General features: G+C 38.0%; 15 protein-coding genes, 2 rRNA genes and 1 other annotated feature. All 17 genes read left to right on the top strand.

From position 1 onward, the window contains the following. Positions 1 to 121 (top strand): 23S ribosomal RNA (locus BM012_RS23200); the annotation flags it as partial. 70 nt (positions 122 to 191) lie between these two features. Next, a 5S ribosomal RNA gene (gene rrf / locus BM012_RS23205) occupies positions 192 to 307 on the top strand. A gap of 201 nt (positions 308 to 508) precedes the next feature. After that, on the top strand, positions 509 to 970 hold the full coding sequence (locus tag BM012_RS23210) for a CtsR family transcriptional regulator (RefSeq protein WP_061802625.1): 462 nt from the start codon (positions 509 to 511) through the stop codon (positions 968 to 970). 76 nt (positions 971 to 1,046) lie between these two features. Next, positions 1,047 to 1,586, top strand: a complete 540-nt coding sequence (locus tag BM012_RS23215; protein ID WP_061802626.1) for a protein-arginine kinase activator protein McsA — start codon at positions 1,047 to 1,049, stop codon at positions 1,584 to 1,586. Between the two features lie 3 nt (positions 1,587 to 1,589). Beyond that, entirely contained in the window at positions 1,590 to 2,678 is a 1,089-nt protein-coding gene (locus BM012_RS23220; RefSeq protein ID WP_061802627.1) for a protein-arginine kinase McsB, read from the top strand. Further along, positions 2,675 to 5,110, top strand: a complete 2,436-nt coding sequence (gene clpC, locus BM012_RS23225) for an ATP-dependent protease ATP-binding subunit ClpC (RefSeq protein WP_061802628.1) — start codon at positions 2,675 to 2,677, stop codon at positions 5,108 to 5,110. Before BM012_RS23220 ends, clpC begins: the two co-directional genes overlap by 4 nt. 86 nt (positions 5,111 to 5,196) lie before the next feature. Continuing rightward, positions 5,197 to 6,576, top strand: coding sequence for a DNA repair protein RadA (radA, locus tag BM012_RS23230; protein WP_040056365.1), 1,380 nt, complete (start codon positions 5,197 to 5,199; stop codon positions 6,574 to 6,576). An 8-nt stretch (positions 6,577 to 6,584) separates the two neighbouring features. Further along, positions 6,585 to 7,658 carry a DNA integrity scanning diadenylate cyclase DisA gene (gene disA / locus BM012_RS23235; RefSeq protein WP_061802629.1) on the top strand — a complete coding sequence of 358 codons (1,074 nt, stop codon included), beginning with the start codon at positions 6,585 to 6,587 and terminating at the stop codon, positions 7,656 to 7,658. 123 nt (positions 7,659 to 7,781) lie between these two features. Beyond that, complete coding sequence (locus tag BM012_RS23240) at positions 7,782 to 8,873, top strand: PIN/TRAM domain-containing protein (protein ID WP_019394095.1); 1,092 nt, start codon at positions 7,782 to 7,784, stop codon at positions 8,871 to 8,873. Positions 8,874 to 8,901: 28 nt separating this feature from the next. After that, positions 8,902 to 9,606 (top strand): 2-C-methyl-D-erythritol 4-phosphate cytidylyltransferase, encoded by a 705-nt coding sequence (ispD, locus tag BM012_RS23245; RefSeq protein ID WP_061802630.1) that lies wholly within the window; start codon positions 8,902 to 8,904, stop codon positions 9,604 to 9,606. Next, positions 9,603 to 10,082 (top strand): 2-C-methyl-D-erythritol 2,4-cyclodiphosphate synthase, encoded by a 480-nt coding sequence (gene ispF / locus BM012_RS23250; RefSeq protein ID WP_061802631.1) that lies wholly within the window; start codon positions 9,603 to 9,605, stop codon positions 10,080 to 10,082. Before ispD ends, ispF begins: the two co-directional genes overlap by 4 nt. A gap of 124 nt (positions 10,083 to 10,206) precedes the next feature. Further along, complete coding sequence (gene gltX, locus BM012_RS23255) at positions 10,207 to 11,664, top strand: glutamate--tRNA ligase (protein ID WP_061802632.1); 1,458 nt, start codon at positions 10,207 to 10,209, stop codon at positions 11,662 to 11,664. Positions 11,665 to 11,730: 66 nt separating this feature from the next. Next, positions 11,731 to 11,954 (top strand) — a binding site (T-box leader). Positions 11,955 to 12,008: 54 nt separating this feature from the next. Further along, on the top strand, positions 12,009 to 12,677 hold the full coding sequence (cysE, locus tag BM012_RS23260; protein ID WP_061802633.1) for a serine O-acetyltransferase: 669 nt from the start codon (positions 12,009 to 12,011) through the stop codon (positions 12,675 to 12,677). Beyond that, positions 12,658 to 14,061 carry a cysteine--tRNA ligase gene (gene cysS / locus BM012_RS23265; protein ID WP_061802634.1) on the top strand — a complete coding sequence of 468 codons (1,404 nt, stop codon included), beginning with the start codon at positions 12,658 to 12,660 and terminating at the stop codon, positions 14,059 to 14,061. Before cysE ends, cysS begins: the two co-directional genes overlap by 20 nt. Before the next feature lie 2 nt (positions 14,062 to 14,063). After that, positions 14,064 to 14,480, top strand: a complete 417-nt coding sequence (locus tag BM012_RS23270) for a Mini-ribonuclease 3 (protein WP_061802635.1) — start codon at positions 14,064 to 14,066, stop codon at positions 14,478 to 14,480. Then, positions 14,473 to 15,222, top strand: a complete 750-nt coding sequence (gene rlmB, locus BM012_RS23275) for a 23S rRNA (guanosine(2251)-2'-O)-methyltransferase RlmB (protein ID WP_019394088.1) — start codon at positions 14,473 to 14,475, stop codon at positions 15,220 to 15,222. Before BM012_RS23270 ends, rlmB begins: the two co-directional genes overlap by 8 nt. A gap of 2 nt (positions 15,223 to 15,224) precedes the next feature. Continuing rightward, positions 15,225 to 15,737, top strand: coding sequence for an NYN domain-containing protein (locus BM012_RS23280; protein ID WP_019394087.1), 513 nt, complete (start codon positions 15,225 to 15,227; stop codon positions 15,735 to 15,737). Positions 15,738 to 15,767: the final 30 nt, after the last annotated feature.

Raw genomic sequence — 15,767 nt, forward strand, 5'->3', positions numbered from 1 at the left:
GATGAGACTTCCCATTCTTCGGAAGTAAGATCCCTGAGAGACGATCAGGTAGATAGGTTAGAGGTGGAAGCATGGCGACATGTGGAGCTGACTAATACTAATCGATCGAGGACTTAACCTAAGAATTGATCATAATCGGATATGTTTTTCCTTGCCTTGTTATTTAGTTTTGAGTGAACAACTTTATATAGTCTGGTAACCATAGCCAAGAGGTCACACCTGTTCCCATGCCGAACACAGAAGTTAAGCTCTTGAACGCCGATGGTAGTTGGGACTTTGTCCCTGTGAGAGTAGGACGTTGCCAGGCACCATACAAAAAAGGCTGATCTTTTATAGATCAGTCTTTTTTGTATTCTATATAATATAATTGTTATAAAGAACGTTTTGAAGTAATGAAAAGTGGAAACTATAGAAGTAGTACCTTGCGTTCGATTTTATTGCAATTTTACATAAAAAGCATTACTATTATTATAAAAGTCAAATATAGTCAAAGTCAGGAGGGGAAAGGGTGCGAAATATTTCTGACATTATTGAACAGTATCTAAAAGAAGTTTTAGATGTGAGTGACCAAGATATTGTAGAAATTAAACGTAGTGAAATTGCTCATAAGTTTCAATGTGTCCCTTCCCAAATTAACTACGTGATCAACACACGCTTTACCGTTGAACGCGGGTATGTAGTGGAAAGTAAACGTGGTGGTGGAGGCTTTATTAGGATTATCAAAGTACAATCTAATGACTACTTAGATCTTTTTAATCAAGTACTTGCAATGGTAAATGAACGAGTATCTCAATCAACTGCTGAAAGTTTAATCATTCGCCTAGTTGAAGAGGAGTTCATCACAAAGAGAGAAGCAAGAGTCATGTTAAGTGTTATTGATAATTCTGTTCTTAATGTTGATCCTCATCATCGTGATCAGCTTCGTGCTAGAATGTTAAAAGCTATGCTGCTAGCTTTACAGCATCGATAAGAAAGTATGTTAATAAGATTAGAGATAGGTTAATGTATTTTTTACAAAGTGACAAGAAGTGTGAGGTGAGTAAGGATTGATTTGTCAACAATGTCATATGAGAGAAGCTGCTATTCATTTTACTGAAGTATCAAATGGACACCAGCAGGAAATTCATCTTTGCGAAAAGTGTGCAAAAGAGCGAGGAGACTTGTTTATGCTCTCAGATCATGAAACCTTTTCTATGAATGATTTGCTTGCAGGATTGTTAAATTTTGATTCTGCTTTTAAAGAAGCTGAAAAATCATTTCAACAAGCTCCATTACACTGTCCTCATTGTAAAATGACATATAAACAGTTTGCTAAGGTTGGACGTTTTGGTTGTGCTCATTGCTACCAAGCATTTCAACAGAAATTAACTCCTTTTCTAAAACGTTTGCAGGGGGGGAATTCTCTTCACCGTGGAAAGATTCCGCAAAGAGCAGGCGAAAATATTCAATTAAAAAAGGAATTAGAAAATTTAAAAGCGAAGTTAAAACAGTACGTAGAAGCAGAGGAGTTTGAAGAGGCTGTAAAATTACGTGATAAAATTAGGGAACTGAATCGTCAGCTAGATCAAAAGAGAGGAGAGTCTTAATCAATGTCATTAAACCATTTCTTAAATCAGGCCATCAGTCCATGGATGAACAGTGATGGACCGGATTCTGACATTGTATTAAGCACAAGAATTCGGTTAGCACGTAACTTTGAAGACTATGTTTTTCCGATAATTGCTCAAGAAGAAGGAGAAAGTGTTGTAACCTTTGTAAAAGAAAAAATTATGAATCGTCCTACACGATGGGATTTTGAATTGTTAGAAATGAAGGAATTAGAGCCTCTTGAAAAGAAAGTATTAGTAGAAAAACATCTTATTAGTCCTTATCTTGCTGAGCAGTCCGAAGAAGGGGCTTGCATTCTATCACAGAATGAATCAGTAAGTATTATGTTGAATGAAGAAGATCATCTACGAATACAATGTTTATTCCCAGGGTTTCAGCTTGATAATGCTCTTCGTTTGGCAATGGAATTAGATGATTGGATCGAAGAAAGAGCTGGTTATGCTTTTGATGAGACAATGGGGTATCTAACAAGTTGCCCAACTAATGTTGGCACAGGACTTCGTGCATCTGTTATGCTACATTTACCAGCTTTAGTTCTAACTCAACAGATTAATAAGATTGTGCCAGCTATCAACCAGCTAGGACTTGTTGTACGAGGGACTTATGGTGAAGGAAGTCAAGCTTTAGGAAATATATTTCAAGTTTCTAATCAGATCACTTTAGGGAAAAGTGAAGAAGACATTGTAAGTGATCTACAAAGTGTTGTAAAACAGCTTATTGCTCATGAACGATCAGCAAGGGAAGCCCTTGTACATACATCAAGTATTGAGCTTGAAGATCGTTTATACCGCTCATATGGAGTATTAACCAATGGGCGTATAATAGAATCTAAAGAAGCCGCTCAATGTTTATCGGATGTTAGACTCGGTATTGATCTTGGCTATATTGAAGGCATTACGAGAAGCATCCTAAACGAGCTTATGGTTGTAACGCAGCCAGGTTTCCTACAGCAATATGCAGGTGGACCTCTTCGTCCAAATCAGCGGGACATTAGAAGGGCATCTTTAATAAGGGAACGCTTGCAGTTAGAAAAAGACAATCGAAATCGGATGGAGAGTGATGAAGGATGATGTTTGGAAGATTTACAGAGCGCGCTCAGAAAGTATTAGCATTAGCCCAAGAGGAAGCACTTCGTCTTGGACATAACAATATTGGTACAGAACATATCCTACTAGGAATCGTTCGTGAAGGTGAAGGGATTGCGGCAAAAGCTCTACTTGCACTTAACTTAGGTACTGATAAAGTTCAAAAAGAAGTAGAATCCCTAATTGGTCGTGGCCAAGAAGTAGCTCAAACTGTTCATTATACACCTCGAGCTAAAAAAGTCATTGAGCTCTCCATGGATGAAGCTCGTAAACTTGGTCATTCTTATGTAGGCACAGAGCACATTTTATTAGGTCTTATCCGCGAAGGTGAAGGTGTTGCCGCTCGCGTTTTAAATAATCTAGGAGTGAGCTTAAATAAAGCTCGTCAGCAAGTACTTCAGCTTCTTGGTAGCAATGAAGCAAATGCAAATCACCAAGGAAGTGGAACACCAAATGCTAACACACCAACGTTAGATGGATTAGCACGTGATTTAACAGCTATTGCTCGTGAAGGAAGTCTTGATCCTGTTATTGGCCGTAGCAAAGAAATACAGCGTGTCATTGAAGTACTAAGTCGTCGTACGAAAAATAATCCTGTGTTAATTGGAGAGCCTGGTGTTGGTAAAACAGCAATTGCAGAAGGATTAGCACAACAAATTGTAAACAACGAAGTTCCTGAGATTTTAAGAGATAAGCGTGTAATGACGTTAGATATGGGAACAGTTGTAGCTGGAACAAAATATCGTGGAGAGTTTGAGGATCGCTTGAAAAAGGTTATGGATGAAATTCGTCAAGCTGGAAACATTATTTTGTTCATTGATGAGCTTCATACACTAATTGGGGCAGGTGGAGCAGAGGGTGCCATTGATGCTTCTAATATTTTAAAACCTTCTCTAGCACGTGGAGAGCTTCAATGTATCGGAGCGACAACGCTAGACGAATATCGCAAATATATCGAAAAAGATGCAGCGCTTGAGCGTCGCTTCCAACCAATTCAAGTTGATGAGCCAACAGCAGATGAATCTGTTCAAATTCTACAAGGGCTTCGTGATCGTTATGAAGCGCATCATCGTGTATCTATTACTGATGAAGCTATTGAAGCTGCTGTTAGCCTTTCAGATCGCTATATCTCAGACCGTTTCTTACCAGATAAAGCGATTGATTTGATTGATGAAGCAGGTTCGAAAGTACGTTTACGTTCATTCACAACGCCGCCGAATTTAAAAGAGCTTGAAGTTAAACTTGAAACAGTACGTAAAGAAAAAGACGCGTCTGTACAAAGCCAAGAGTTTGAAACAGCAGCATCTCTACGTGATACAGAGCAACGTCTTCGCGAAGAGCTTGAACAAACGAAAAAAGAGTGGAAAGAAAAGCAAGGACAAGAAAACTCTGAAGTCACAGTTGATGATATTGCAATGGTTGTATCTAGCTGGACTGGAATTCCAGTTGTTAAACTAGCACAGGAAGAAACAGAACGTTTGCTTAAACTAGAAGAAATCTTACATTCTCGAGTAATTGGGCAAGACGAAGCAGTTAAAGCTGTTTCAAAAGCAGTTCGTCGTGCTCGTGCTGGATTAAAAGATCCAAAACGTCCAATTGGTTCTTTCATCTTCCTAGGACCAACGGGTGTTGGTAAAACAGAACTTGCTCGTGCATTAGCAGAAGCAATGTTCGGTGAGGAAGATGCAATGATTCGAATTGACATGTCAGAATACATGGAGAAACATTCAACATCTCGTCTAGTTGGATCACCTCCAGGGTATGTTGGATATGAAGAAGGCGGACAGCTTACAGAGAAAGTAAGACGCAAGCCTTATTCAGTTGTTCTTCTTGATGAAGTAGAAAAAGCACATCCAGATGTATTTAATATCTTACTTCAAGTACTAGAAGATGGACGTCTTACAGATTCTAAAGGCCGTACAGTGGACTTTAGAAATACAGTTCTTATTATGACTTCAAATGTGGGTGCAGAAGCACTAAAACGAAACAAGTACGTTGGGTTCAATGTGCAAGATGAAAGTGAGAACTACAAGGATATGAAAGGCAAAGTAATGGATGAATTAAAACGTGCTTTCCGTCCAGAATTCCTAAATCGTATTGATGAGATGATTGTTTTCCACTCATTAGAAAAAGAGCATTTACGTTATATTGTTACGCTAATGGCAGACCAACTTATCAAGCGTCTAAAAGAGCAAGATATTGAGCTTGAACTAACAGAAGAAGCTGCAAACAAAATTGCTGAAGAAGGATTTGATCCAGAATACGGAGCAAGACCGCTACGCCGCGCTATTCAGCGTCATGTAGAAGATCGTTTATCTGAGGAGCTTCTAAAAGGGAATGTACAAAAAGGGCAGAAAGTTGTGCTTGATGTAAAAGATGGTGAATTTACCGTTAAAGCAGCACAGCCAAGTTCATAATAGAAACATTTACACTAAGGCATACGGAGATAGTTAACGTATGCCTTAGTTGCTATTATTACTTCTTAGACAGAAAGGAACACAGTATGGCAAAGAAAAAGACAAAATTTATGTGTCAAGATTGTGGATATGAATCTGCCAAATGGATGGGGAAATGTCCTGGTTGTGGAAAGTGGAACACAATGGTGGAAGAAGTGGAACATGTTCAAACAGGAAGACGAGGAGCGTTCTCTGGAGCTGTTTCTTCTTCAGTAAAAAGAAAACCAGAAGCTATTACAACAATTAAAACAGTTGAGGAACCGCGTATTTTTACTAAGTCCTCTGAGCTAAACCGTGTCCTTGGTGGAGGAATTGTAAAAGGGTCCCTTGTTTTAATTGGAGGAGATCCTGGAATTGGGAAATCTACTCTCTTATTGCAATGTTCAGCACAGCTTGCAGATCAAAAGCATAAAGTTCTCTACATCTCAGGAGAGGAATCAACAAAGCAGACAAAGCTAAGAGCAGACCGATTAGGAGTTACAGCAGATCATCTCTTTGTTCATGCAGAAACAAATTTGGAGATGATTTTAGACGCTATCAATGAAATGAAGCCTGACTTTGTTGTAGTTGATTCTATTCAGACGGTTTATCATGCAGATATTACATCTGCTCCTGGAAGCGTTTCGCAAGTTCGTGAATGTACAGGTGAACTAATGAGGGTTGCTAAAACAAATAGTATACCAATTTTTATCGTTGGTCATGTTACTAAAGAAGGATCGATTGCAGGGCCTCGTTTACTTGAGCATATGGTAGATACCGTTCTTTATTTTGAAGGGGAACGTCATCATACGTATCGTATCTTACGTGCGGTTAAAAACCGTTTTGGTTCTACAAATGAAATGGGAATATTTGAGATGAAAGAAGCTGGTCTTCAAGAGGTATTGAATCCATCTGAAATCTTCCTTGAAGAACGTTCAAAAGGAGCAGCGGGATCTGTTGTTGTAGCTTCGATGGAAGGAACGCGCCCTGTATTAGTAGAACTTCAAGCCCTTATTAGTCCAACGAGCTTTGGTAATCCACGGAGAATGGCAACAGGAGTAGATCATAATAGAGTTTCGCTTATTATGGCTGTATTAGAGAAGCGAGTTGGTTTACTGCTCCAAAATCAGGATGCTTATTTAAAAGTAGCAGGTGGTGTGAAATTAGATGAACCTGCTATTGATTTAGCTGTTGCCGTGAGTATTGCTTCGAGCTTTAGAGATCAAGTTTCTAATCCTGTTGATGTTGTCATTGGTGAAGTAGGATTAACGGGTGAAATTCGCCGCGTATCACGGATTGAACAACGTATTCAGGAAGCAGCAAAACTTGGGTTCCAACGTGCCATTATTCCAGCCAAGAATATTGGAGGATGGGAAGCACCTGCTGGAATAGAAATTATTGGAGTTGAAACCGTATCAGAAGCACTAAAATATACGTTGGGAGGTTAGAACATAAGATGGACGGGGAAAGAATAAATGAGAAACAAATGACTGAAATTCTCCAGTTTGTTGCTCCTGGGACACCGATTAGAGAAGGTATTGAAAACGTTCTGCGTGCCAAAACAGGAGGACTTATTGTGTTAGGCAACACTGAGGAAGTAAAAAAAATTGTTGATGGTGGATTTTCAATCAACTGTTCTTTCTCTCCAGCCCACCTGTATGAACTTGCTAAAATGGATGGAGCTATTATCTTAAGTGAGTCAGGAAATAAGATTTTATATGCCAACACGCAGCTTATCCCAGACCCTTCTATCTCTTCCTCTGAAACAGGAATGCGCCATCGTACAGCAGAAAGAACCGCAAAACAGACAGGAAATCTTGTTATTGCTATTTCTGAGCGTAGGAATGTTATTACTCTTTATAAAGGACAACTTCAATATGTATTAAGAGAGATTAGTGTTATTTTAGCAAAAGCAAACCAAGCATTGGAGACATTAGAGAAATATAAAACAGTGCTAGATGAATCTGTTGATAGCTTAAGTTCTCTAGAATTTGAAGAACAAGTAACACATGCAGATGTTATTCAAGTCCTTCATCGTATTGAGATGGTATTACGGATTAAGCATGAAATTTTAAATTATGTAAGTGAATTAGGGATTGAAGGAAGACTTGTGAGGCTTCAAATGAATGAACTTCTTTCTCATTTCCAAGAAGAAGTAGTTCTGCTTGTTCAAGACTATATGTATGACCCGGAAAAAGATTCTTATAAGATTGTCAACAAACTCCAAGATTTATCTAATACAATGCTTCTTGATGACCAAACATTACTTCGTTTAATGGGATACCCTCTATATACAAGCCTTGATGATCAAGTTGCACCAAGAGGCTATCGAATGCTCCATAAAATCCCTAGACTCCCAAGTGTTATTATTGAAAATTTAATTCAAGAATTTGGTGGTTTAAAGCGAATTAGTGATGCATCTGTAGATAGACTGGATGAAGTGGAAGGTATTGGAGAAATTAGAGCAAAAAAAATTAAAGAAGGTTTAAAAACTCTGAAACAACAGCATCTATATAATCGTCATTTATAAAAGAAGAAAGTATTTGTCGAAAACTGTGTGAAACATGACAATTTATTTACAAATAATTGAATTTGTTAACTAGCAGGTTTTGAATGAGCTAAACTGTTTATAATGATAAAGGGAGGTGAATGTATGCTAAAACGTATAATTCAAATCTTCTTTCTTGTCACAGGTGGAACGCTTGGATTTGTTTTTGCAGATAACATAACAAGCTTGTTAGGACTTGAAGGAGTTACGTTTTTACAAAACTCATACGTTCTTGCTGTATTGGGAGCTATCATTTTTTATGCTGTAACTTTTTGGGCTGTCGATTATGTTGTTAATTTTATTAAAAGGGTTGAGGAATCTGTAGTCAAAGCTCCTGCAACAGATGTTTTATTTGGTAGTTTAGGACTTATTTTTGGACTTATTCTCGCATATTTAGCGGGCATTCCTTTAGGCAAGATTCAATTGCAAATGGTCGGTACTGTATTACCTATTTTCCTCACTGTTCTTCTTGGCTACCTAGGTTTCCAAGTTGGCTTTAAGAAACGAGATGAGCTTGTTAATTTGTTCTCGATTCCATCTCGCATGGGAAAGAAAAAGCAAGTGGAAGAGGAAACAACTACACAAGAAAAAACGTTCAAGATTTTAGATACAAGTGTTATTATAGATGGGCGTATTGCTGACATTTGTCAAACAGGTTTTCTAGAGGGAATTGTTGTTATTCCCCAGTTTGTTTTAGAAGAGCTCCAGCATATTGCTGATTCATCAGATGTATTAAAGAGAAACAGAGGGCGTCGTGGATTGGATATTTTAAATCGCATTCAAAAGGAGCTTGCGATTAAGGTTGAAATCTACGAGGGAGATTTTGAAGATATTCAAGAAGTAGATAGCAAGCTTGTCAAATTAGCAAAGCTAACTTCTGGGGTTGTTGTCACAAATGATTTTAACTTAAATAAAGTATGTGAACTTCAAGGAGTTAGCGTACTCAATATTAACGATTTAGCAAATGCCGTTAAGCCTGTTGTTCTTCCTGGTGAAGAAATGCATGTTCTAGTGATTAAGGACGGGAAAGAACAGAATCAAGGTATTGCATATTTAGATGATGGTACAATGATTGTTGTAGAAGAAGGGCGCAACTATATCGGAAAGAGTATTGATGTTCTTGTAACAAGTGTTCTTCAAACTTCTGCAGGTCGCATGATTTTTGCGAAACCCAAGCTATTAGAGAAAGCTTTATGAAGGGATCAAAGGGAAGAGGAGAAAAAAGATGAAGTACGACGTAGTTATTCCCGCGGCGGGCCAGGGAAAAAGGATGAAAAAAGGGATAAATAAGCAATTTATTAACCTACAAGACCGTCCGGTAATTGTGCATACACTGCAAGTTTTTGAACAAGACCCATGGTGTAGAAAAGTCATCATCGTCGTTAACGAAAAAGAAGTAGATCTTTTCAAAGAACTTATTGAAGTGAACAATATTCGCAAAGTATCAGAAATTGTTAAGGGTGGAAGTGAACGACAGCATAGTGTTTACAATGGACTAAAAATCTTAACAGACGAAGAGGGAATTGTTCTTGTTCATGACGGAGCTCGTCCTTTCATTGAGCAAGAGCATGTCCATCATCTCGTAGAAGAGGCAAGTGAGAGTAAAGCCGCTGTCCTAGCAGTCCCTGTTAAAGATACAATGAAGCGAGTGAGAAATGGTAAAGTCATTGATACAGTAGAGCGCTCAAGCTTGTGGGCTATTCAAACACCACAAGCTTTTGTTTTGTCATTAATTCAATATGCACATGAAAAAGCTCAAGAAAAGAACTACTTAGGTACGGATGATGCTAGTCTTGTAGAAGCAGTAGGAGAAGACGTGACAATTGTTGAAGGAAGTTATAACAATATTAAGTTAACAACTCCTGAAGATTTAATTTATGCAGAAGCTATTTTAGAAGCACAGAAGATAAAGGAGAGAAAACTAACATGAATATAAGAATTGGACAAGGATTTGACGTTCATAAATTTGCAGAAGATCGTCCTCTTATTATAGGTGGAATAAATATTCCACACGATAAAGGCCTTATTGGGCATTCAGATGCAGATGTATTGCTTCATGCAATCTCAGATGCCATTTTAGGGGCAGTTGGAGAAGGAGATATCGGTAAGCATTTTCCTGATACGGATGAAGCATTTAAGGATGCTGATTCAGCTAAATTACTTCAGCATGTTTGGGGAATTGTAGAAGAAAAGGGTTATACATTAGGAAACTTAGATTGTACAATCATTGCCCAGAAACCAAAAATGGCTCCATATATTGAAGAGATTAGAGCACGCATTGCTGAGCTATTAAAAGCAACAAAAGATCAAATCAATGTAAAAGCTACAACAACAGAGAAATTAGGGTTTACAGGACGTGAGGAAGGAATTGCTTCACAGGCAGCCGTTCTTTTACAAGGGAAATAATTTTACAGAGTTTGAAAGATAAGCATTTGGTGATAAAATAGGCATATTACTATATCATTTCTAAAAGCATATAGCAAAAATATTTATACTGCATTTATACGTAAATTACTGGAGGTTGAGTTTCATGTCAAACGAAGTTCGCGTACGTTATGCACCTAGTCCAACAGGTCATTTACATATCGGAAACGCAAGAACAGCGCTTTTTAACTATTTATTTGCAAGAGGACACAACGGTAAATTTATTATCCGTATTGAAGATACTGACCAAAAACGTAACATCGAAGGTGGAGAAGAAAGCCAGCTTCAATACTTGAAATGGTTAGGTATTGAGTGGGACGAAAGCATTGATGTTGGTGGCGAATATGGTCCATATCGTCAGTCAGAGCGTAATGACATTTATGCAAAATATACAAAACAGCTTATGGAGAACGAGCAAGCTTACTATTGCTACTGTACGGAAGAAGAGCTAGAAGCAGAACGTGAAGCTCAAATTGCGGAAGGCAAGCCACCTCGTTATTCTAATAAATGCCGTCATCTTACAGCAGAAGATCGGGCAGCACTAGAGGCAGAAGGCCGTAAACCAAGCATTCGTTTCAAAGTGCCAGAAGGGCGCGTATTCAAATTTGATGACATGGTAAAAGGCGAAGTTGCATTTGAATCAGATGGTATTGGTGACTTTGTTATAGTGAAAAAAGATGGTATTCCAACATATAACTATGCGGTTGCTATTGATGATCATCTTATGAAAATGTCTCATGTTCTTCGCGGTGACGATCATATCTCAAATACACCAAAGCAACTTATGATTTATGATGCATTTGGATGGGAAGCACCAAAATTTGGTCATATGACGCTTATTGTTAATGAAAGTCGTCGTAAACTGAGTAAGCGTGATGAGTCTATCATCCAATTTATTGAACAGTACAAAGACCTTGGTTATCTTCCTGAAGCATTATTTAACTTTATTACTCTACTTGGTTGGTCACCAGAAGGAGAAGAAGAGCTATTTACAAAAGAACAGTTCATTGAAATCTTTGACCCAAGTCGTTTATCCAAATCACCGGCTCTTTTCGATATGAAAAAGCTAAAATGGATGAACAATCAATACATTAAAGAACTTTCAACAGATGAAGTTGTTGACCTTGCTTTACCACACCTTGTTAAAGCAGGTAAAGTAAAAGAAGAGATGAGTGACCAAGAGAAGCAATGGGTATATGATGTAATTGCTCTTTACAAAGACCAACTAAGCTTTGGAGCAGAAATTATTGAGCTTACAGATTTGTTCTTTAGAACATCTATTGAATATGATGAAGAAGCACAAGAAGTGCTAAATGAAGAACAAGTACCAGAAGTAATGAAGGCCTTTGCCCAGGAAATTAACAGTCTTGAAGACTTTGAGCCAGCAAGTATTAAAAGCTCTATTAAAGCTGTTCAAAAAGCAACAGGACATAAAGGCAAAAAGCTATTCATGCCAATCCGTGTTGCAACAACTGGTCAAACTCATGGTCCAGAACTTCCACAGGCAATTGCACTTTTAGGAAAAGAAACAGTACTCGCTCGTTTAGAAGGAGCAGTAAAATAAATTACTAATTTTTGTGCAAAATAGTTAACATCTCATTCATTCTGTAATATAGTGAACCATATCATTATTAAAACGTTGAGAAGGAGAAGTAAAAAACATTCCCATATTAGAGAGAGTCACCAAAGGCTGAAAGTGACTTATGGTTTTAATGTTTTTGAAATGCACCTTTGAGTCCTTTGTCCAAACATTTTATGGAGTAGGCAAAGGCGGATTCTCTTCCGTTATTAGAGTAGAGTAGAGGCTTTATTAGCCTAAGCAGAGTGGAACCGCGCGAACGAAGCGTCTCTGTGTCATATGACACAGAGACGCTTTTTTAGTAAAGAAAAACATAGAGGGGGAGAAATGTGTTAAAGCTACTGAAAGAAGATATTGACGTTGTTTTTGAGCAAGATCCTGCAGCAAGAAGTTATATTGAAGTGATTTTAACGTATTCAGGTTTACATGCTATATGGGCACACCGCATTGCTCATGCTTTTCATCGACGCAGATGGTTCTTTTTAGCTCGCATAATTGCTCAAATTAGCCGTTTCTTCACAGGAGTTGAAATTCATCCTGGCGCGCGGATTGGTCATCGTTTCTTTATTGACCATGGTATGGGAGTTGTTATTGGAGAAACGTGTGAAATAGGGGATAATGTGACGGTTTACCAAGGTGTTACTCTTGGAGGGACAGGGAAAGAAAAAGGCAAGCGTCATCCAACAATTAAAGATAATGTATTAATTGCAACAGGAGCAAAAGTGCTTGGTTCTATCGTTATTGAAGAAAATTCAAAGGTAGGAGCAGGTTCTGTTGTTCTAAAAGATGTTCCAAGTAACTCTACTGTTGTAGGTATTCCAGGAAGAGCGGTTATTCAAGATGGCATAAAAGTTAATAAAGATTTAAATCACTCTGATTTACCAAACCCAGTAGCAGATCGTTTTAAAGAATTAGAAGAAGAAATTAAAAGACTTCAACAAGAAGTGAAAGAGCTAAAAGAAGAAGGGAAGAAAAAACATGACAATCAAGTTATATAATACGTTAACACGTCAAAAAGAAATTTTTACTCCACTTGAAGAAAACAAAGTAAAAATGTACGTGTGCGGACCAACAGTGTATAACTATATTCATATTGGAAATGCAAGACCTGCCATTGTGTTTGATACAGTTCGCCGTTATTTAGAATATAGAGGGTATGACGTTCAATACGTTTCTAACTTTACAGATGTTGATGATAAATTAATCAAAGCAGCAAATGAGCTTGGAGAAGAAGTTCCGACTATTGCTGAGCGTTTTATTAAAGCTTACTTTGAGGATACGGAAGCATTAGGATGCAAAAAAGCAGATGTTCATCCACGTGTAACAGAGAACATGGATACAATTATTGAATTTATTGAAATGCTAATTGATAAAGGGTTCGCTTATGAAGCAGATGGAGATGTTTACTATAAAACACGTAAGTTTGATGGATATGGCAAACTATCTCATCAATCAATTGATGAACTGCGCTCTGGAGCACGTATTGGAGTTGGTGAGAAGAAAGACGATCCACTAGATTTCACGCTTTGGAAAGAAGCAAAAGACGGAGAAATTAGCTGGGATAGTCCATGGGGAAAAGGTCGTCCTGGTTGGCACATTGAGTGCTCAGCAATGGCGCGTAAATACTTAGGAGACACAATTGATATTCATGCAGGAGGGCAAGATTTATCATTCCCTCATCATGAGAACGAAATTGCTCAATCTGAAGCAGCAACAGGAAAAGAATTTGCAAAGTACTGGCTTCATAATGGGTATATTAATATTGATAACGAGAAAATGTCTAAATCTCTTGGTAACTTTGTTCTTGTGCACGATATTTTAAAAGAAATTGAGCCTTCTTTACTTCGTTTCTTTATGTTAACTGTTCAATATCGTCATCCAATTAATTATAATCAAGAACTTCTAGAAGATACAAAAAGAGGACTTGAAAGAATACAAACAGCATATGAAAATGTGCAACATCGATTAGAACATTCAACAAACTTAGCAACTCAAGATGAGCAGTGGGAAGATAAAATCGCAGAACTTCATCAATCTTTTGTAACAGAAATGGATGATGATTTTAATACAGCAAACGCTATTTCTGTTCTCTTTGAGCTATCAAAACAAGCAAATCTTTACCTTGCAGAAGAAAATACATCAGAAGCTGTTTTAGAAGCGTTTATCAAAGAATTTGAAACAATCACTGGTGTATTAGGAGTAGAACTAGCAGGCAAAGACGAAGAGCTTTTAGATGAGGAAATTGAGCAACTTCTTGAGGAACGCATTCAAGCACGTAAGGACCGCAACTTCCAGCGAGCAGATGAAATTCGTGATGAATTAAAGAGTCGAAATATCATTCTTGAAGATACGTCACAAGGCACACGTTGGAAAAGAGGGTAAGTATGTTAGACAACCAAATAGAAGTTAAACAATTAAACAGTCTTGCATTGGCTTATATGGGAGATGCAGTATTTGATCAGTATATACGTCATCATCTCCTGTTGAAAGGCAGTGTGCGACCAAATATGCTACACAGACAGGCAAAAGAATATGTATCCGCACGAGCACAGGCTAAGATTGTTCATCATCTACTAGATGAAGGATTCTTAACTGAGGAAGAACAAGCCGTCTTAAGAAGAGGACGAAATGCTAAATCAGGAAGCGTTCCAAAGCATACAGATGTACAAACATACCGCTATAGCACAGCATTTGAAGCTGTGCTTGGCTATCTTTATCTTGGCAGTCAACAAGAACGCGTAACTGAAATTGTTGAGAAGGCCATTATGATTATTGAAAGGAGTGAAGAAAACGGTGAGTGAGAATCAAGAATTTATCGCCGGTAAGAATCCTGTCTTAGAAGCTTTAAAAGCAGAGCGAGACATTAATAAGATTTGGATTGCAGAAGGTTCACAGCGTGGCCAAATGCAACAAGTTATCAATACAGCTAAACAAAAGAAGGTGCTTGTTCAATTTGTTCCAAAAAAGAAAATTGATCAGCTAGTAGATGCAAACCATCAAGGAGTTGTTGCTCTTGTTGCTGCATATCAGTATGCGGAGATTGATGACATGTTTGCATTAGCAGAGAAAAAGAACGAAACACCGTTTTTCCTATTATTAGACGAGCTTGAAGATCCTCATAATTTAGGGTCCATCATGAGAACAGCTGATGCTGTTGGCGCACATGGAATCATTATTCCAAAACGCCGTTCTGTAAGCTTAACAGCAACGGTTGCTAAAGCTTCTACAGGAGCTATTGAACATATCCCCGTTTCACGTGTAACAAATTTAGCTCGAACGATTGATGAACTGAAGGATCGTGGAATTTGGTTTTTCGGAACAGATGCTAAAGGAGCAGAAGATTACCGCACAATGGACGGGAAAATGCCGCTCTGTTTAATTATCGGTAGTGAAGGCAAGGGAATGAGTCGTCTTGTCAAAGATAAATGTGATTTCCTTATCAAACTTCCTATGGTTGGTCATGTAACATCCTTAAATGCTTCGGTTGCAGCGAGTCTGCTTATGTATGAAGTTCATCGCAAACGTCATCCACTAGGTAGCTAAACATGGAGAATATACTTCTTGTTGATGGTTACAACATTATTGGAGCATGGCCAGAGCTAAGAAGCTTACGAGACAAAGACTTAGAAAGTGCAAGAGATATTCTTATCGAGAAGCTAGCGGAGTATCGTGCATATACAGGGTACCAAGTTCTAGTTGTTTTTGATGCACATATGGTACCTGGATTGGAAAAAAAGCGAGATACACATAAAGTAAAAGTGATTTTCACGAAAGAGAATGAGACAGCGGATGAATGTATTGAAAAGTTAGCAAGCGAGCTTAACAATATCAAAACACAGATTCATGTTGCAACATCTGATTTTACGGAACAATGGGTGATCTTTGGCCAAGGGGCTCTAAGAAAATCTGCTCGTGAACTTCGCAATGAGGTTATTGAAATTGAAGGGGAAATTAAAAAAAATGTCGATATTATTCGAGAAAAAAAACCAATAAGCCGGATTACCCTTTCAGATCAAGTATCCGAAGTGTTCGAAAAATGGCGAAGAGGGGAAAAGTAGTAAAAAAATTTAGAAAATATCTCTTTTTTC

Origin of the sequence: Priestia endophytica DSM 13796 (assembly GCF_900115845.1) — a bacterium.
Classification (GTDB): domain Bacteria; phylum Bacillota; class Bacilli; order Bacillales; family Bacillaceae_H; genus Bacillus_I; species Bacillus_I endophytica.

Bases quoted from the DNA above. Each gene is read 5' to 3' on its own strand.
- gltX (WP_061802632.1), top strand. From the start codon at position 10,207: ATGTCAAACGAAGTTCGCGTACGTTATGCACCTAGTCCAACAGGTCAT.
- BM012_RS23240 (WP_019394095.1), top strand. From the start codon at position 7,782: ATGCTAAAACGTATAATTCAAATCTTCTTTCTTGTCACAGGTGGAACG.
- ispF (WP_061802631.1), top strand. From the start codon at position 9,603: ATGAATATAAGAATTGGACAAGGATTTGACGTTCATAAATTTGCAGAA.
- disA (WP_061802629.1), top strand. From the start codon at position 6,585: ATGGACGGGGAAAGAATAAATGAGAAACAAATGACTGAAATTCTCCAG.
- radA (WP_040056365.1), top strand. From the start codon at position 5,197: ATGGCAAAGAAAAAGACAAAATTTATGTGTCAAGATTGTGGATATGAA.
- BM012_RS23280 (WP_019394087.1), top strand. From the start codon at position 15,225: ATGGAGAATATACTTCTTGTTGATGGTTACAACATTATTGGAGCATGG.
- clpC (WP_061802628.1), top strand. From the start codon at position 2,675: ATGATGTTTGGAAGATTTACAGAGCGCGCTCAGAAAGTATTAGCATTA.
- BM012_RS23270 (WP_061802635.1), top strand. From the start codon at position 14,064: ATGTTAGACAACCAAATAGAAGTTAAACAATTAAACAGTCTTGCATTG.
- cysS (WP_061802634.1), top strand. From the start codon at position 12,658: ATGACAATCAAGTTATATAATACGTTAACACGTCAAAAAGAAATTTTT.
- BM012_RS23220 (WP_061802627.1), top strand. From the start codon at position 1,590: ATGTCATTAAACCATTTCTTAAATCAGGCCATCAGTCCATGGATGAAC.
- ispD (WP_061802630.1), top strand. From the start codon at position 8,902: ATGAAGTACGACGTAGTTATTCCCGCGGCGGGCCAGGGAAAAAGGATG.